General features: G+C 72.5%; 15 protein-coding genes. 8 read left to right on the top strand and 7 right to left on the bottom strand.

Features of this window, described 5'->3' with window-relative positions; all coding sequences use genetic code 11:
• Positions 1-15: 15 nt before the first annotated feature.
• The gene (locus ACZ4MH_RS15960) at positions 16-840 is read right to left on the bottom strand and encodes a hypothetical protein (protein WP_351595608.1); all 825 of its coding nucleotides are present in this window, start codon (positions 838-840) and stop codon (positions 16-18) included.
• 428 nt (positions 841-1268) lie between these two features.
• Here ACZ4MH_RS15960 and ACZ4MH_RS15955 point away from each other — a divergent pair, with 428 nt between their 5' ends.
• Complete coding sequence (locus tag ACZ4MH_RS15955; protein ID WP_351595605.1) at positions 1269-1757, top strand: group III truncated hemoglobin; 489 nt, start codon at positions 1269-1271, stop codon at positions 1755-1757.
• Positions 1758-1790: 33 nt separating this feature from the next.
• Here ACZ4MH_RS15955 and ACZ4MH_RS15950 read toward each other — a convergent pair whose 3' ends face one another.
• Positions 1791-2840 carry a methyltransferase gene (locus ACZ4MH_RS15950; RefSeq protein WP_467754546.1) on the bottom strand — a complete coding sequence of 350 codons (1050 nt, stop codon included), beginning with the start codon at positions 2838-2840 and terminating at the stop codon, positions 1791-1793.
• Positions 2841-3147: 307 nt separating this feature from the next.
• Here ACZ4MH_RS15950 and ACZ4MH_RS15945 point away from each other — a divergent pair, with 307 nt between their 5' ends.
• A complete protein-coding gene (locus ACZ4MH_RS15945) occupies positions 3148-4398 on the top strand; it encodes an amidohydrolase (RefSeq protein ID WP_351595599.1) in 1251 nt (416 codons plus the stop codon).
• 90 nt (positions 4399-4488) lie between these two features.
• Complete coding sequence (locus tag ACZ4MH_RS15940) at positions 4489-5586, top strand: MerR family transcriptional regulator (RefSeq protein WP_351595596.1); 1098 nt, start codon at positions 4489-4491, stop codon at positions 5584-5586.
• 49 nt (positions 5587-5635) lie between these two features.
• Here the strand turns inward: ACZ4MH_RS15940 and ACZ4MH_RS15935 are convergent, their stop codons facing one another.
• On the bottom strand, positions 5636-6880 hold the full coding sequence (locus tag ACZ4MH_RS15935) for an NAD(P)/FAD-dependent oxidoreductase (RefSeq protein WP_351595593.1): 1245 nt from the start codon (positions 6878-6880) through the stop codon (positions 5636-5638).
• A 173-nt stretch (positions 6881-7053) separates the two neighbouring features.
• The gene (locus tag ACZ4MH_RS15930) at positions 7054-7497 is read right to left on the bottom strand and encodes a nuclear transport factor 2 family protein (protein WP_351595590.1); all 444 of its coding nucleotides are present in this window, start codon (positions 7495-7497) and stop codon (positions 7054-7056) included.
• Positions 7498-7683: 186 nt separating this feature from the next.
• On the opposite strand from ACZ4MH_RS15930, the gene ACZ4MH_RS15925 reads away from it, so the two are divergent.
• On the top strand, positions 7684-8184 hold the full coding sequence (locus ACZ4MH_RS15925; RefSeq protein ID WP_351595587.1) for an AMP-binding protein: 501 nt from the start codon (positions 7684-7686) through the stop codon (positions 8182-8184).
• Positions 8185-8201: 17 nt separating this feature from the next.
• Here the strand turns inward: ACZ4MH_RS15925 and ACZ4MH_RS15920 are convergent, their stop codons facing one another.
• Positions 8202-9695 (bottom strand): MFS transporter, encoded by a 1494-nt coding sequence (locus ACZ4MH_RS15920; protein WP_351595626.1) that lies wholly within the window; start codon positions 9693-9695, stop codon positions 8202-8204.
• 394 nt (positions 9696-10089) lie between these two features.
• Between ACZ4MH_RS15920 and ACZ4MH_RS15915 the strand changes: the two genes are divergently transcribed.
• From ACZ4MH_RS15915 to ACZ4MH_RS15900, 4 genes are all read left to right on the top strand, one after another.
• On the top strand, positions 10090-10989 hold the full coding sequence (locus ACZ4MH_RS15915) for a formylglycine-generating enzyme family protein (RefSeq protein ID WP_351595623.1): 900 nt from the start codon (positions 10090-10092) through the stop codon (positions 10987-10989).
• On the top strand, positions 10976-13189 hold the full coding sequence (locus tag ACZ4MH_RS15910) for an arylsulfatase (RefSeq protein ID WP_351595584.1): 2214 nt from the start codon (positions 10976-10978) through the stop codon (positions 13187-13189). Before ACZ4MH_RS15915 ends, ACZ4MH_RS15910 begins: the two co-directional genes overlap by 14 nt.
• Positions 13190-13368: 179 nt before the next feature.
• Positions 13369-14382 (top strand): LacI family DNA-binding transcriptional regulator, encoded by a 1014-nt coding sequence (locus ACZ4MH_RS15905; RefSeq protein WP_351595581.1) that lies wholly within the window; start codon positions 13369-13371, stop codon positions 14380-14382.
• A 144-nt stretch (positions 14383-14526) separates the two neighbouring features.
• A complete protein-coding gene (locus ACZ4MH_RS15900; protein ID WP_351595578.1) occupies positions 14527-14778 on the top strand; it encodes a hypothetical protein in 252 nt (83 codons plus the stop codon).
• Positions 14779-14822: 44 nt separating this feature from the next.
• Here the strand turns inward: ACZ4MH_RS15900 and mscL are convergent, their stop codons facing one another.
• Positions 14823-15395: a large conductance mechanosensitive channel protein MscL gene (mscL, locus tag ACZ4MH_RS15895; RefSeq protein WP_467754536.1), complete on the bottom strand. Its 573-nt coding sequence runs from the start codon at positions 15393-15395 to the stop codon at positions 14823-14825.
• A gap of 623 nt (positions 15396-16018) precedes the next feature.
• Positions 16019-16852, bottom strand: coding sequence for an S-methyl-5'-thioadenosine phosphorylase (locus ACZ4MH_RS15890; protein ID WP_351595572.1), 834 nt, complete (start codon positions 16850-16852; stop codon positions 16019-16021).
• Positions 16853-16880 lie beyond the last annotated feature (28 nt).

The raw sequence follows: 16880 nt of genomic DNA, 5'->3' as shown, positions 1-16880 counted from the left end.
TGTGCGGAGCCGGTCTCAGCGGCCCGACGGGCCCATCACGATGACGGGGTGCTTGGCCGGATCCAGCGTCCGCAGCAGCTCGCGCATCACGTCGGCCTTGAGGCTGACGCAGCCCTGGGTGGGGCCGTCGTGGTCGACGTGCAGCCAGACGCCGCCGCCCTTCGCCGCGCCTTCGGGGCGCCGCGGGTCCAGCGGCGAGGAGCCCGGCACGCGGTTGTAGTCGATCGCGATGACGTAGTCGAACGCGCCGGCCAGTGGCTCGCCCTCCACGCCCGATCCGTTGGCGACGAAGGAGGAGCTGTGGTCATACGGAAGCTTCGTGCCGCGCGGCGGGGCCAGCTTGCCGCCCGCGTCGCTGAGCGAGAAGACGCCCTCGGGCGAGCGCAGGTCGCCGTAGCGGTGGTCCTTCGTCCAGCCCTTGGCGGCGTTGTGCGCCGCCCACGCCGTGCCCGCGCGCCACTTCTCGGAGCCCTTGGCGCGGGTGTAGAGCGTGACGGTGGAGTCGTGCGAGTCGGTGCCCTCGCCCGTGACGACGAGGACCTGCTGGGACCGGGCCGGGATGCGGTCCCGGGTGGCCGCGTCGAGGCCGGGGATGTGGCCCGGCTCCGAACGGACCGGGGAGCCCTGCTTGAGGCCGGTGGGCCGCTGCTTGGAGGAGGCGGTCGCGGTGGGCCCGTCCTGCGCGGTCACCGAGACGCCGTCCGTGCGGTTGTCGTCCCCCGAGGCGGGCCAGGCGCACAGCGCGGTGCCCATCAGGACCACCACGGCCGCACCGCCGACGGCCTTGCCGCGTCGGGACAGGCGTATTCGCTCACTGGGCTGGGCGTGCCGGCCTGCCATGGTGTGACAACTCCTCGCGCGACAGCGCTTCGTGGGCATAAAAGGGGGCAATATGCACCCTACCCTTCACAGGGCGGGTTTAGCCCCGCGGGTCCCTTGTTCCGCTTGTTCTGCACATCATGCCGTGTGGCGGTCGGTGCGGACGCGGAACGGGTATCCACCGGTGCGGGGCGGACAGTTGGCGCGGTGTACTGGCGGCGTACTGTACGGCGGCCCGGGCGACCGCTGCCGCTCGGTCAGCGAGGGTTGACCGGATTCCGTACCCGGTGGTGCGCGGGGCGACGCGGCGGCATCGGGCACCATGGGAAGCCGGGGACGTGGTGAACGGCGGAGACGGCGCGAGTGGCAGGAGACCGGCTGTGAGGGAATCGTGCGACGGGGGTGTGCCGTCGGGCATACGGGTTGAGCAGCGCGTATCCGAGGGGCCGGTGCCGGGGCAGGCCCCCGAGGGGCGAGCCCCGGAAGGCCGCGCGGACCTCGCCGACCGCCCCGACCTCGACCGGCTGCTGCGCCGCTTCTACACCGCCGCCTTCGCCGACCCGCTGATCGGCCCGTTCTTCACCGACGTCGCGGGCACCGACCTGACGGCGCACCTGCCGACGATCACCGACTTCTGGGAGCGGGCGCTGTTCCGCACCGCGGAGTACCGCGGCGACGTCTTCGCCGCGCACGCCGTCCTGCACGGCATCCGGCCGCTGACCGCCGCGCACTTCGGACGCTGGGTGCAGCTGTGGCAGGCCACCGTGGACGGGCTGCACACCGGACCGCGCGCCGAGCGCGCCAAGGCGCAGGGCGAACGGATCGCGGTCGCGATGCTGCGCCGCCTGTACGGCACGTCCGCCGACACCGGAGGCGGCGCCGGTGGCTTCGTACCGCTGGCCGCACTGCGGCTGCGGGCGACGGCGGTGGCCCTGTAACAGCGCTGGCTCTGTAACAGCGGCGGCGGGCGGCTACGGCTGCCGCTGTCCGTCCCCCTCCGCGCCCCGGGGCGCCGGCCGCGCCGCCGGTACCGACTCCACGATCGAGGGGAAGGCGGGCGTGGACAGTACGCGGGTCAGCCGGAAGTCCGCCGCCGAGAGCAGCGTGGCGTACTCCTCGGCGGTCCGCTCCTTCCCGTCGAGTACCGCCATCATCGCCACGTCCATCGCCTTGCCGTAGTGCGGCGCGTTGCCCGGCGGCAGCACCGAGTCGACGATCAGCAGCCGGCCGTGCGCCGGGGCCGCGGCCCTGACCCGCCGCAGGATCTCCACGCAGGCCGCGTCCGGCCAGTCGTGCAGCACGTGCTTGAGGACGTAGACGTCACCGCCTTCCGGTACGGCGGCGAAGAAGTCGCCCGCCTCGGCCCGCCAGCGGCCCGCCAGCTCCGGTACGTCCAGCAGATGCCGGGCGATCGCCGGCTCCTGGTCGTAGAGCACTCCGGAGAGCGAGGGGTGGAGCTCCAGGACGGACCGCAGCAGCCCGCCCCGCCCGCCGCCGACGTCGACCACCGTGCTGCCCTCGGGGAACGGATAGCTCTCCGCGACGAGCCCGTCCACCGGGCCGGACAGCGATGCCATCCCCGTGTCGAACAGCTCGCGCGTCCCGGGGTCGGCGGCCAGGAACTCGAAGAGCGGCGCCCCGAAGAGCCGGTCGAAGGAGGGCCCGGCGGTCCGTACGGTCTCCGCCAGCCCCGCCGAGGACCGGAGGAATGTCTCGTCGGTCATCATCAGCACCGCGTCCCGCAGGGAGTGCGGCACGTCCGAACGGAGCGGCTGCGCCGCCGGCGTCAGCCGGAAGGCGCCGGTCGCGTCCTCGCGGAAGATGTCCCGGGTGGCGAGGTAGCGCAGCACGCGCCGCAGGTGAGGGCCGTCCGTGCCGGTGGCCTCGGCGAGCCGCTCGGCCGTGCGCGGCCCCTCGGCGAGATGGTCGGCGATGCGGTACTGGACCGCGGTGCGCAGGGCGGCGGAGAACAGGTGCCCCAGCGCGTGCTCCATCAGAAAGGCGACCGGGTCCTCCGGCATCCGGCCGCCGGCCGGACGGTCCGCGGGCCGCCCGGTGGGCCGGCCGGTCGATGACGTGGTCAACTTCTGCCTCCCGTCACTCACCAGAGGTGAGAGCTGGTGTCCGGGCCGAGCCGAGCCGTCCGACCGTCCCGCACCGGACGACCACCGTGGCAGCGCCCGGCCCGCCTGTCACGGGCGCTTCTCGCACCACCCGCGAACTCCGGCCACCGCTCCGTACCTTCCGCCTCGCCGCGTGGCACGCGGCGGCCGTCGGACGGGCCGCGCCCCTGTGCCCGTATGGGTGTTCCGTGATCGAATACGGCACATGAGCGATCGTGCGCGTGAGATGGTCCTGGCCCCGCTCGACGCCCGCATGGCGGACCTCGAAGCCCTCTACGAAGATCTCCACCGGCACCCCGAACTGTCCTTCCAGGAGACCCGCACCGCCGCCGAGGCCGCCCGCCGGCTGACCGCCGACGGCTATGACGTGCTCACGGGCATCGGCCGCACCGGCGTGGTGGGTGTACTGCGCAACGGCGAGGGACCGACGGTCCTGCTCCGCGCCGACATGGACGCGCTGCCCGTGACCGAGCGGTCCGGCCTTCCGTACGCCTCCACCGAGCCGGGCGTGATGCACGCCTGCGGCCACGACGTGCACGTCACCTGCCTGGCCGGCGCGGCCGGTCTGCTCGCCACCGGGCGCGACCACTGGTCCGGCACCCTCGTCGTCCTCTTCCAGCCCGCCGAGGAGGACGGCGGCGGCGCGCAGAAGATGATCGACGACGGCCTCTACAGCAAGGTCCCCACGCCGGACGTGGTCTTCGCCCAGCACGTCGCGCCGCTCGGGGCCGGCCTGATCGCGTACCACGACGGCGCCTGCATGGCCGCCGCCGACAGCCTGCGCATCACCTTCCACGGCACCGGCGGCCACGGCTCCCGCCCCGAGACCACGGTCGACCCGATCCTGATGGCCGCCTCCTTCGTGCAGCGCGTGCAGTCCGTCGTCGCCCGCGAGACCGCGCCCAGGGAGCAGGCCGTCGTCACCGTCGGCTCCTTCCACGCGGGCGACGCCCCGAACGTCATCCCCGACCGGGCCACCGTCCAGCTCAGCATCCGCACCTTCGACGAGGAGGTACGCGCCCGGGTGCTGGCCGCCGTCGACCGGATCGCGCGCGCCGAGGCCGCCGCGTCCGGCGCGGCGCGCGCCCCCGAGACCGAGACCCTCGCGACCTTCCCCGTCACCCGCAACGACTCCGGGACGCTGCGCGAGGTCAACGCCGCCTTCGCCGGCCTCTTCGGCGACCAGGCGCTGTTCCCCTTCGACCCGGCCTCCGGCAGCGAGGACGCGGGCCTGCTCGCCACGGCGGCGGACGCACCGCTGTACTACTGGTGGCTCGGCGGCTGGGACCCGGCCGCCTTCCGCAAGGCGATGGAGGCCGGCCGGCTCGCCCAGGACATCCCCTCCAACCACTCGGCGTATTTCGCGCCGGTCCAGCAGCCGACGCTGTCGATGGGGACGCGGGCACTGGTGGCCGCGGCGCTGACCGGGCTGGGGTCCGGTCCGTCGGAGTCCTGAAGCCCGCCGTACGGCACCGGCGTTGACCTTGCCCTTGGGGCAGGGCCCAGGGTCGGTCCTGGAAGGCGGCGTACCAGGAGGTGGTGACGGGTGGCGGAGGACGGTCTGCTGACGATCGGGGCTTTCGCCCGCGCCTCCCGGCTGTCGCCGAAGGCGCTGCGGCTCTACGACGACCTGGGCCTGCTGCGCCCGGCCCGCGTCGACCCGTTCAACGGCTACCGCTTCTACGCCCGGGACCAGCTCGAACGGGCCCGCCTGGTGGCGTGGCTGCGCCGCCTCGGCATGCCGCTGGCCCGTATCCGGACGGTGTGCGACCTGGCCCCGGCCGAGGCCGCCGCGGAGCTCGCGGCGTACTGGGCCGGGGTCGAGGCGGACACCGCGGCCCGCCGGGACCTGGCCGCCTTCCTCATCGACCAGCTCAGCGGAGAGGACCCGGCCATGACCCACGAGACGATCACCGGCATCCGGTACGCGGCCCTGTCGGACACCGGCCTGGTGCGCGAGGGCAACCAGGACACGGCATACGCGGACAGCCGGCTGCTCGCGGTCGCCGACGGCTACGGCGCGGACGGGGCCGCCGCCGGTACCGCCGCGATCGAGGCGCTGCGCACCGTGGAGAGCGCCCCGGCCCCGCTCCCCGGCGACATCCTCAACACCCTCAGCGAGGCGGTGGGACGGGCGAACCGCGCCGTGGCGGAGCGGAGCACGGGCGAGGACAGCGGCACCACCCTCACCGCGCTGCTGTGGACCGGCTCCCGGCTGGCGCTGGTGCACGTCGGCGACTCCCGCGCCTACTTGCTGCGCGACGGCGGCTTCTTCCGCATCACGCACGACCACACCCTCGTCCAGTCCCTCGTCGACGAGGGCCGGATCACCCCCGAGGAGGCGTCCGCGCACCCGCAGCGGGCGCTGCTGCTGCGGGCGCTGGACGGCCGGGACGACGAGCGCTCCGTACCGGACGTGAAGCTGCGCGACGCCCGGCCCGGCGACCGCTACTTGCTCTGCTCCGACGGCCTGTACGGCGTGGTCACGGACGCGGATCTGCGCCGCGTACTGGCCACCTGCGGCACCCCGGAACAGGCGGTGCGCGACCTGATCGCGCTCGCCCACGCGGCCGGCGCCCCGGACAACGTCAGCTGCGTCGTCGCGGACACGGTCACGGCGGCGGGGCGGCCCGCCGGGCCCTGAAAGCCTGCATCAGCCCTGCTCGTTGAGCATCACCCCTGTTCGTTGAGCATCACCCCAGTCCCTTGAGCATCCGGTGCCAGTAGAACTGCGGCAGCCCGTACCGCTTGAGGAACCACATGTCCGTCCGCTCCCTCGTCGTGTCCACGAAGGGCAGCGAGGGAGCGGGCTTCAGGTCGTAGTCGAACTCGGCCAGCAGCATCTTGTGGCGCGCGGTGACCAGCGGGCAGGACGTGTACCCGTCGTAGCGGGCGCGGAGCGGGCGGCCGCGCAGCGTGTCCCGGAGGTTGGCGACCACCACGGGGGCCTGCTTGCGCACGGCCGCGCCGGTCTTCGAGGTCGGCAGGTTCGCGACGTCCCCGAGCGCGAACACCTCCGGGTGGTCCGGGTGTTGCAGCGTCGCAGGGTCGGCCTTCACGTACCCGAAGGGCGAGGCCGGGTCGGCCAGTGGCCCGTCGGCGACCCACTCGGGGGCGGCCTGCGGCGGGACGGCGTGCAGCAGGTCGTAGGAGAGCGTCTCTTTGTCGCCGGTCGCGTGGTTCACGATCAGGGCCTCGCGCGCCGCGCCGTCCACGGACACCATCTCCGACCGCAGCCGTACTTCGATGCCGTACCGCAGGGCCACGTCCTCCAGTACCCGGCCGAACTCCGGCACCTTGAACATCGCCGTGTCGGGCAGCACGAGGACGACCCGGATGCGGTCCAGCACGCCGCGCTTGCGCCAGTGGTCGGCGGCCAGGTACGCGATCTTCTGCGGCGCGCCGCCGCACTTCACCGGCCCGGCCGGCATCGTGAACAGCGCGGTCCCGCTCCTCATGCGGCGGATCAGATCCCAGGTGAGCGGCGCCAGTTCGGGCAGATAGTTGCTGGTCACGCCGTCGTGCCCGATGGCCTGCGCGAGTCCGGGCACGCCGTCGGGGTCCAGCCGCAGCCCCGGCGCGAGCACCAGCCGGTCGTACGACACGGTCCGCCCGGACGCCGTGCCGACCGTACGCGCGGCAGGATCGACGGACACGGCGGCCTCCCGCAGCCAGTGCACGCCGGGCGGCATGACCTCGGCCTCGGTGCGTAACGACGCCCGCAGCGGCGCCTGGCCGCCGCCGACCAGCGTCCACAGCGGCTGGTACCAGTGCGTACCGGACGGCTCCAGTACCGCAACGTCCGGCGCCCCGGCCCGCCGCAGCCGCGCGGCCACGGTGATCCCGGCGGTACCGCCGCCGACGACGACGATGCGGTGGTGCACCCGGGCCGACCGCTCCGCGGGCTGCGGGGACGGATGACTGGCTGACGTGGACATATGAGCCTCCTGAACCGAGGGGCGCGGCGCGCCCGGACGGGGTCCCGTGGACGGGGTCCAGCGGACGGTGTCCGTTGACGGGGTCCAGCGGACGTGTCCCGTGGACGGTGTCCGGTGGACGGGTTCCCGCTCAGCCTCCCAGGGGTGGGGAGTGGGGGCGAGGGCGCGGACGGTCACGTACAGGCGGCGGCGACGGCCGCGGTGTCCCAGTAGAAGGGCCGCACTTCCGCGATCCGTCCAGCCTCGACGCGGAGGGTCTGCAGGATGGGAAAGACGAGTTCCCGGCCGGTCGCCCGTGCCGTCGCCCGTACCTGGGTGAGCACCACCGCGGTTCCGCTCTCCCCGGTGTCGAGGAACTCCTGCTCCACCATGTCGAAGGCCGCCCAGGCGCGGCTCATCGCGACGAAGAACCGCGCCATGCCGTCGTGCCCCCGCCAGGTTCCCCCGTACGGCAGGGAGTCGGCCTGATGGAGGACGACATCGGGCGAGAAATAGGGAGCGAGCACGTCGAACGAGGCCCTGCCCGGGCCCCCGTCGGCCAGGTACTGGGCCTCGGCGGCGTACATGCCGGCGAGAACGTCCTTGGTGGCAGGCGTGGCAGTCGTGGCAGTCGTCATGGCATGAGCCTGACTCCCGGGGCGGATACACGCTGGCGGACATCGGACACCGAGTCCACCGAATCCCGAGTCCATCGGATACCGAGTCCATCGAATCCCGAGATCCGGTTCCGTTGGTGGGGGCATCTATCGCACGTTCAACAAACGTTGATCCACGATCTCCAAGCTGGGCGCATGTTGCGCCGCGTGCCCTCCGAGCCCATCGACTCGTGCCTCGCCCCGCAAGCGACGGAGATCGCCTTGAGCTGGACCGGCGAGCCGGGGCGGGTGGAGGAGTTGACCCATGGTCAGCTCCTCGACCGGTCGTCCCGGGCCGCCGCCGCCCTGACCCGCTTCGGCGTACGCGCCGGCGACCGGGTGGCCGTCCACCTGCCCCTGGTGCCCGAGTCGGTGATCGCCACGCTCGCCTGCGGCCGTATCGACGCCGTACGCAGCACCCTGCCGGTGTCGCTGACGGCCCCTGAACTCGCCGCCAGGGTCAAGGAGTCCGGCGCGAATGTGGTGATCACCGCCGATGCCGCCTTCTGGGACGGCGCGGTGCGTCCGGTCAAGGCCACGATCGACCGGGCCCTGTCGGGCGGCGGCACGGACGTACGGACCGTACTGGTCGTGAACCGCTGCCCCCGCCCCGTGGCCTGGCACCCCGGCCGCGATCGCTGGTGGCACGAGGTTCTCGACGCGGGGTAAGGGCTGGGGCCTGGGCCTCAGGCCTGCTGTGGGCTGCCGGTACGGGTGGTGCTGCCGTGGCCCGTGCGTCCGGTGCCGTCCGTGGGTGCCGCGAGGGGACGGACGAGCAGTACCGCCGCCAGCACCAGCAGGCCCGCGACCAGCACCTGGAAGCCGACCGGCTGGACCGATCCGCCGGCGCCGTTGACCAGTGCCTGTGCGATGAGGGGGCCCGCTCCGCCGCCGAGGATCGTCGCGGTCTGATAGCCGATGGACATGCCGCTGTAGCGGACCTCGGGCGGGAACAGGCTCGCGAAGTACGCCGGCTCCGGCGCTGACAGCAGCGCCTGGGTCAGCGAACCGCCGATGAAGACGCAGAACAGCGCCGCCACGCTGTGGGTATTGAGCAGCCAGACCATCGGAAGGCCCCACAGAGCGACCGCCGCGCCACCGGTCAGGAGAACGCCGCGCTGACCGAAGCGGTCGGCCAGGCGCCCGGCCAACGGCGTGAGCAGCAGATTGACGACGCTGCCGACGATGTTTCCGGTCAGCGCCACCGACGCGCTGATGCCCATGACGGCTTCGGCGTAGCCCACGAGGAAGGCGCCGCTGAGGAAGCCGACCGTGGTGGGCCCGATATGGATGCCGATCACGGAGAGGATCTGCTTCGGATACCGGGTGACGGCTTCCAGCACCGGCGTACGTCCGCGCTCGCGCTCCCGGCCGGGGGGCCGAACGGCCTGCTGGTCCCCGTCCGCCCGCCCGGTGTCCTCCGTGCGCGCGGCCTCGTTCCTGTGCGTGGTCTCCTTCGCACGCGTGGTCTCCTTCGTACGGGCGGTCTCCTTCGTACGGGCGGTCTTCTTCGTACGGGCGAAGTCCGGGCTCTCCTCGACCTTGAGGCGCAGCACCAGCCCGACGAGGACGAGCACCACGCTGACCAGGAACGGCAGTCGCCAGCCCCAGGCGAGCATCTGCTCCTCGGTGAGCGCGGCGGTCAGCAGCGCCACGACGCCGTTGGCGAGGATGACGCCGACCGGCGCGCTCGCCGAGACGATGCTGCCGAAGAACGCCTTGCGGCCGGGCGGCGCGTGCTCGACCGCGAGGAGGGCCGCACCGCCCCACTCGCCACCGAGCCCGACGCCCTGCAAGAAGCGCAGCGTCACCAGCAGGATCGGCGCCCAGATGCCGACCTGGCCGTACGTGGGCAGCAGCCCGACGGAGAACGTCACGGCGCCGGTGAACAGGAAGCTCGCCACGAGCATGGGGCGCCGCCCCACGCGGTCCCCGAAGTGGCCGGAGATCAGGCCGCCGATGGGCCGGGCGACGAAGCCGACGGCGAAGGTGGCCAGGGCCAGCAGGGTGCCGGTGCCGGGCGCACTCGCCGGGAAGAAGATCTTGGCGAAGACCAGCGCGGCCATCGGGCTGTAGATGAAGAAGTCGTAGAACTCCAGCATCGAGCCGACCCCGCTGGCCAATGCCGCTTTCCAGGGATGCCCGGCCTGCCGGAGTGTTTCCGTGACCGCACTGTCCATGCTCACCGCCCCCACCTCCCACGCTATGGAATCAATTCCAGTGCAGCGTGAGGTTGATTGCTGGAGTCTGTCAATGGCCCTGCGTGAGAAAGTTCGCAGGTGATACGCGTTTCGTTGGCTCGGCCGGTAGGTGGAGGTTGACGTCGAGGAGGGGGTGTCTTAGCTTTCTGGAATCGATACCAGAGCTTGTCGGTGGTAGCTGTGCGGCACTGGGAACCCAGCAGGAGGTCGAGATGAAGCCGGTGGAGGGCACGCCGTGAGCGCGTGCTGCGCCCCGCGCGCCCGGAACGCGGAACCCGGAGGGACGGGGGCCGCGAGCGGGGCGGTGGCGGACACGGCGGTACCGGGCGTGGGCGCGGCTGTGGGCGTGAAGCGGGCGGCGGCCGTTGCGGGGATGGTGGCCGTGCCGGGTGGCGGCTTCCGTATGGGAGGGGCCGACCCCGACGCCTTTCCCGCGGACGGCGAGGGGCCGGTGCGGACCGTGGTCACCCGCCCCTTCCTCATCGACCCCTGCACGGTCACCAACCGGCAGTTCTCCCGCTTCGTCCGCGACACCGGGCACGTCACCGACGCGGAGCGCTACGGCTGGTCGTTCGTGTTCTACGCGCTCGTCCACCCGCAGGCCCGCCGGTACGTACGCCAGGAGGGCGTCCCGCAGGCCCCGTGGTGGCTCGCCGTCTCCGGCGCCTCCTGGCGCGCCCCGTACGGCCCGGGCTCCTCCCTCCAGCAGCTGGATCAACACCCCGTCGTGCACGTGTCGTGGAACGACGCCGCGGCATACGCGGCCTGGGCCGGCAAGCGACTGCCCACCGAGGCCGAGTGGGAGCGGGCGGCCCGCGGCGGCCTCGACCAGGCGCGTTACCCCTGGGGCGAGGAGCTGCTCCCGCGCGGCCGGCACCGCTGCAACATCTGGCAGGGCGCGTTCCCGGACCACAACACCGGTGCGGACGGCTACCTCGGCACCGCTCCCGCGAAGTCGTACCGGCCCAACGGCTACGGCCTCCACAACGTCGCCGGCAACGTCTGGGAGTGGTGCGCCGACTGGTGGAGCACCAGCTGGCACGTGCCGGACACCCAGGAGACCCGGGACAACCCGCAGGGCCCGCTGAGCGGCGAAGCGAAGGCCATCCGCGGCGGTTCCTACCTCTGCCACTCCTCGTACTGCAACCGCTACCGCGTGGCCGCCCGCACCTCGAACACCCCGGACACCAGCACCGGACACACCGGCTTCCGCTGCGTGGCCGACCCGGAACCCACCACCGGCTCCACAGGAGGAACCAGTGTCATCGCCTGAGCCCTCGCCGACCGGCCGCGTCGGCCGGACCGCCGCCGACTCCACGCCGTGGTGGCCCGCGGCCCCAGGCGCTGGGGCCCCCAACGTCCTGATGGTGATCCTGGACGACACCGGCTGGTCCGACTTCGGCTGCTTCGGCTCCGAGATCCGTACCCCCACCATCGACCGGCTGGCCGCCGACGGGCTGCGCTACACCAACTTCCATGTGACACCGATGTGTTCGCCGACCCGCGCCTGCCTGCTGACCGGCCGCAACAACCACAAGCTCGGCATGCGCTTCATCGCGGACACCGACACCGGCTTCGCCAACTCCCGCGGCCGGGTGGACCCCGACGTGCCGCTGCTCCCCACGCACCTGCGGACCGCCGACTACGGCTCCTACCTGGTCGGCAAGTGGCACCTGACCCCCGGCCACGAGATCACCCCGGCCGGCCCCTTCGACAACTGGCCCGTGCCGCGCGGCTTCGACCGGTACTACGGTTTCATGGACGGCTGCACCGACCAGCACGCGCCGGAGCTGTACGAGGACAACCACCAGGTCCAGCCGGACCCGGACCCGGAGTACCACCTCTCCGCCGACCTCGCCGACCGGGCCATCGGCTATCTGCGCGAGCACCGCACCTACCGGCCCGGCAGCCCCTTCTACCTGCAGCTCGCCCTGGGAGCCACGCACGCCCCGTTCCAGGCACCGAAGGCGTACATCGAGCGGTACCTCGACGTCTTCGCCAAGGGCTGGGACCGTACCCGAGCCGACCGGCTGCGCCGCCAGACCGAAGCGGGGCTCGTGCCCGAGGGAACCGAACTGACCGAGCGCAATCCCGGTGTGAGGCCGTGGGCCGACCTCACCGAGGACGAGCGGACCCTGTTCACGCACCTGCAGGCCGCGTACGCGGGCTTCCTGGAACACGCCGACGCCCAGCTCGGCCGGGTCGTCGCGGCGCTGGAGGAGTGGGGAGCGCTGGAGGACACCGTCGTGCTCGTCATGTCCGACAACGGCGCCAGCAGGGAAGGCGGTCCGCAGGGCGCCGTCGATGTCAACGCCCCGTACAACGGCGTCGGCCAGAGCGTCGCGCAGGAACTCTCCCGGCTCGGCCGGCTCGGCGGCCCGCAGGGCCCTGCCCACTATCCCGAGGGCTGGGCGACGGCCGGCAACACGCCCTTCCGGCTGTACAAGCAGTACACCGACCTGGGCGGCGTCCGCGTGCCGCTGGTCGTGCACTGGCCGCGCGGCATCACGGACGCGGGCGGCATACGCGACCAGTTCGTGCACGCCGTCGATGTGGCGCCAACGCTGCTGGGGCTCGCCGGAATCCCGGCGGACGGCGCTGCGTTCGACGGCCGCAGCATCGCCGGGACGTTCGCCGACGCCACCGCGCCGGCGCCCCGGGAGACCCAGTACTTCGAAATGCTGGGACACCGCGCCATCCGCCACCAGGGCTGGAAGGCAGTCGCCACGCATGTCCCCGCGACGCCCTACGAGGACGACGTCTGGCGGCTCTACGACACCACCCGCGACTTCTCCGAAAGCCACGACCTGGCCGCGGCGGAGCCGGAGCAGCTCAAGCTGCTGTGCGAGTTGTGGGAGGAAGAGGCCGCCACCCACGAGGTCTTCCCCCTCGACGACCGGCCGCTGAAGGAGCTGCTCGCACTGGACACCGGGCAGGGCATGCTGAGCGCCCGGCGGGTGGTCCTGGAGGCGGGCTCGGGCCATGTCCCCGCCGCCTGCCGGATCACGGGCAGCAATCGCTCGATGCGGGCGACCGCCCGGCTGCGTCGCGCCGCCGACGGGGTCGTACTGGCCAGCGGCACCAGCGCGGGCGGCTACGTGCTGTACCTCCAGGACCGGCACCTGGTCTTCGAACACCGGCTGCTCGACGAGCACGTGCGGTGCGTCTCTCCCCGGCCCCTCCCGGCCGGCGAGGTGACGGCAGGCTTCCTTCTGGAGCGCCGGGAGGACCGGTCCGCACGGCTGGTACTGGAAGTGGCGGGGGAGGCGGTCGCCGGGGCGGAGATCCCGATGACCGCTGCCCGGCTCTCCGGATTCGGCCTCGACGTCGGGCGCGACGCGGTGAGCCAGGTGTCCCCGGCCTACACCGGTGAATTCCCGCTCCCCACCGACGCCTTGATCGATGTGACGCTGGACTTCACCGGCCCGGGGTCGTCCGATGAGCTGGCCGACGTCCTGGAGGCCACGGAGTGACCGCCGAGGCGCCCCGGGCGGTGGTGGGAGCTGCCCCCGCGGCGGTTGGTGCGGCCCGGGCGGTGGTTGGTGCGGGCCGGGCGGCGGTCGGCGCCCGGGTGGGGGCGGGCCCATGAGAGGCTGAGCCCGTCGCCGCCCGGCGTCCCGGCGGTGCGGGACACGGACGGACAGGCGGACCCATGGCAACGATCAGCGACGTCGCGCGGCGCGCGGGCGTATCGCGCACCACCGTGTCGCGGGTCCTCAACCACCCGGAGACCGTGGCTGAGGAGAAGCGCGCACGGGTCCTGGCCGCGATCGAGGAACTGGGCTACCGCCCGAACGTCAGCGCCCGGAACCTGCGGCGCGGCGCCTTCGGCGTGCTGGCGCTGTGTGTCGGCGACGTCTCGCAGCCGTTCCACGGGCAGCTGACGAAGGCCGTCCAGAAGGCGGCGGAGAAGCATGGCTACAGCGTGCTGCTCTACGACTTGGACAACCGGTCCGACCGGCTCACCGCCTTCCTCGAAGGGCTGCCGCACCGAGGCGTCGACGGCGTACTGATCGCGACGGCCGACGATCTGACGGCGCCCGCTGTACGCAGTGCGATCGGCGCGGTGCTGGAAGCCGGAGTGTTCGTCGTCTCCACCGGCACCGCCGTCGACGACTCCGCCGTGCCCGCCATCGTCAGCGACAACACCGCCATGGGCGCCGAGGCCACCCGGCACCTGCTGGACCAGGACCTCTGGCCGGTGGCCTTCCTCGGCGGCCGCCGGTCCTCCACGCTCTCCGCCGAACTCCGCGCGGGCTACCTGACCGCCTGCCGGCGGGCCGGCCGCGCGCCACAGAACTGGATGTACCTCAGCGGCGCGTTCCAGAGCGAGCCCGCCCGGCGCGCCGTCGTCCGCCTGCTCCAGGAGCGGCCCGAGGTCCGGGCGCTGGTCGCGGCCAATGCGCCGATGGCCGTCGGCGCGATGCGTGCCGCCGGAGAGCTGGGACTGCGCATCCCCGAAGACCTCGCGGTGGTGTGCTGCGAGGACGTGGAACTGTCGATGTACACGAGCCCTCCGCTGACCGCTGTCGCCCTCGACCTCGAGGAGCTGGGCGGCCGCGCGGTCGACACCCTCGTCGCCGTACTCGCCGGTGAGAAGGCCGACCGGGCCACGCGCATCCCGCACCACCTCGTCGTCCGGGAGTCGTCCCTGACGGGGGCGTAACGGAGACCGGCGGGCCGGACCGGGCGGACCGGGCGGGCCTTCGGACGGGACGTACGCTCCGTACCCGGGGAAGCGCTCCCCCGGGGCGGCAGCGCCCGGCACAGCGGCGCCGGGGACCGTACGTGGTGGCCGTACCCTGGAGGAATGAGTGAGACCGCGGACGCCGCAGCCGAGAACGAGCCGGAAGAGGCCGCGCAGGCTCCGGTCACGCCCGCGGGGACCGGCGGACGCCGGGGCGCGAAGCCCGCGGCCGCCGCGTTGATCTTCGATGATCCGCTGGACCAGCAGTCGGCGGACGACACGGACCGGGGATGGGGCGAGCGGCCCGGGCCCGGGAGCAGCAGCGCCGCCGATCTGGCGCGCTTTCTGGACGAGAAGCCGCCCCACCACATCTGACGGCTCCGGAGAGCCGCGTCCGAGGCGTGGAGCGGCGGCTCGCGTCAGCTCTGCGACTTCTCCGTGGAGACGGCGACGGGGCCGGGGATCGCGCCGGAGCCCACGCCGGGCGCCGAGCCGTTGCGCTGGGTGATCAGCGCGTCGCGGATCTGCGCCAGCAGCTCGACCTCGGTCGGCTCCACCGGGGTGTCGTCCACCGGCTTCTTGGCCTCCTGACGCGCCTTCCACTTGTTCATCGGAAGGATCATGAGGAAGTAGACGACCGCGGCGGTGATCAGGAAGGTCAGCGCGGCGCTGAGCACCGAGCCCCAGAGGATGTAGACGCCGTCGGTGAATTCGCCGGTCTTGGGGTCCGGGTGGCAGGTGGCGCTGAGGCAGCTCTTGTAGTGGTCGAGGTTCTGCGAACCGAGCGCACCGACGAACGGGTTGATGACGCCCTTCACCACAGCGTTCACGATGTTGGTGAACGCGGCTCCGACCACGACGGCAACCGCAAGCTCGATGACGTTGCCGCGCATCAGGAATTCCTTGAATCCCTGCAGCACGCCGTTCTTCTCGTCGCTCACCTGACAGCCTCTTTCCACGCTTACTACGGACGCCGTGCCTCTCGAAGGCATCGGCGCAACTTACGGCGAGGTGGGGCAGAGCTGTCCATGAGGTCAAAAGGGACCGGGGGTTGGACGGAGCGTCAGTACGGGTCAGCATGGCGTTACCGCCGTACGGGGTGAAATCGCCACATTGCGACATCGGGTGGCTGCCCCACCATCCGTCACAGTTTTGCGTGCCTGATGCGTTTCGGCCAGTAGAACGGAATTGCTGAAAGGGCCTTCAGCGCGTGTTTCACCGCCCGGTGAGGCGATGGCGAGGGCGGCCGCCATGGCGGCCAGGCCAGCGGAAACGGCGTACCACCGGGCCTTCGGCAGGGTCGGCGTACAGCGCCGCGCACCGCGAATGCGGAATGGCTCGAAGTGTGGAACCTCACACAACGGGGGTGCGGGCAACGGGGGATTGGTGTAGGAGGAGGTGGGCATTGCCGTTCACCGCCGGAAAGAGGGGAATTGCACGCCCCCGCGTCGGTGCGCCAGGGCGTCGGACGAGAACCACCCTGACCGAATCCGGCGGAGCCCGCGGCGGCCTGTGGACGGCCGACCCCGCTACTCGTCGGTTGTGGACAACTCCCTCACCCGCAAGGGGCTCACGGGGTGTCCGCGAGCGCGGTCGCTGCCGTTCGCCAGAACAGTCACGGCAGCTCGATTCCCAGTTCCCGGTCCGCGTGGACCTGGGAGCAGGCGCAGGTGCGCGCCGTGGCCGCGGGGAGTGCGGCGACCGCGTCGAAAAGGACCTCGCGCAGCCGGCCCACGTTCTCGGCGAAGACCCGCAGGACTTCGTCGTGCGAGACGCCCTCGCCGGCCTCGGCCCCCGCGTCCAGGTCCGTGACCAGGGCCATGGAGGTGTAGCACAGGCCCAGTTCGCGGGCCAGGACGGCCTCGGGGTGGCCCGTCATGCCGACCACCGACCAGCCCTGCGCGGCATGCCACCGCGACTCGGCGCGCGTGGAGAAGCGCGGGCCCTCGACGACCACGAGCGTGCCGCCGTCCACCGGCTCCCAGTCGCGCCCGCGGGCGGCGTCGACGGCGGTCCGGCGGCCGGCCGGGCAGTACGGGTCGGCGAAGGCGACGTGCACGACGTCCGGGACGCTGCCGTCCGGCAGGGGCACCCCGTCGAAGTACGTCTGCACGCGGGTCTTCGTACGGTCCACGATCTGGTCGGGCACGAGGAGCGTCCCGGGGCCGTACTCCGGGCGCAGGCCGCCGACCGCGCACGGCCCGAGGACCTGGCGGACGCCGACCGAGCGTAGCGCCCACAGGTTGGCGCGGTAGTTGATGCGGTGCGGCGGGAGGTGGTGACCGCGGCCGTGCCGGGGCAGGAACGCGACCTGCCGGCCGCCGACCTCCCCGAGGAAGAGCGAGTCACTGGGCGGCCCGTACGGCGTCTCGACGGCGACCTCGGCCACCTCGTCGAGGAAGGAGTAGAAACCCGAGCCGCCGATTACGCCGATCTCCGCGTCCGCCATGCGGGTCACCATATCCGCCGACGGACCG

The organism is Streptomyces sp. NPDC026301 (assembly GCF_055567935.1).
The sequence above is the reverse complement of the archived record's forward strand: the minus strand, read 5'-3'. Positions and strand labels throughout refer to the sequence as shown.

Excerpts from the sequence above, each read along its gene's own strand:
- ACZ4MH_RS15905 (WP_351595581.1), top strand. The coding sequence starts at position 13,369 with ATGGCAACGATCAGCGACGTCGCGCGGCGCGCGGGCGTATCGCGCACC.
- ACZ4MH_RS15960 (WP_351595608.1), bottom strand. The coding sequence starts at position 840 with ATGGCAGGCCGGCACGCCCAGCCCAGTGAGCGAATACGCCTGTCCCGA.
- ACZ4MH_RS15900 (WP_351595578.1), top strand. The coding sequence starts at position 14,527 with ATGAGTGAGACCGCGGACGCCGCAGCCGAGAACGAGCCGGAAGAGGCC.
- mscL (WP_467754536.1), bottom strand. The coding sequence starts at position 15,395 with ATGCCTTCGAGAGGCACGGCGTCCGTAGTAAGCGTGGAAAGAGGCTGT.
- ACZ4MH_RS15915 (WP_351595623.1), top strand. The coding sequence starts at position 10,090 with ATGGTGGCCGTGCCGGGTGGCGGCTTCCGTATGGGAGGGGCCGACCCC.
- ACZ4MH_RS15950 (WP_467754546.1), bottom strand. The coding sequence starts at position 2,840 with ATGCCGGAGGACCCGGTCGCCTTTCTGATGGAGCACGCGCTGGGGCAC.
- ACZ4MH_RS15930 (WP_351595590.1), bottom strand. The coding sequence starts at position 7,497 with ATGACGACTGCCACGACTGCCACGCCTGCCACCAAGGACGTTCTCGCC.
- ACZ4MH_RS15890 (WP_351595572.1), bottom strand. The coding sequence starts at position 16,852 with ATGGCGGACGCGGAGATCGGCGTAATCGGCGGCTCGGGTTTCTACTCC.
- ACZ4MH_RS15920 (WP_351595626.1), bottom strand. The coding sequence starts at position 9,695 with ATGGACAGTGCGGTCACGGAAACACTCCGGCAGGCCGGGCATCCCTGG.
- ACZ4MH_RS15945 (WP_351595599.1), top strand. The coding sequence starts at position 3,148 with ATGAGCGATCGTGCGCGTGAGATGGTCCTGGCCCCGCTCGACGCCCGC.
- ACZ4MH_RS15935 (WP_351595593.1), bottom strand. The coding sequence starts at position 6,880 with ATGTCCACGTCAGCCAGTCATCCGTCCCCGCAGCCCGCGGAGCGGTCG.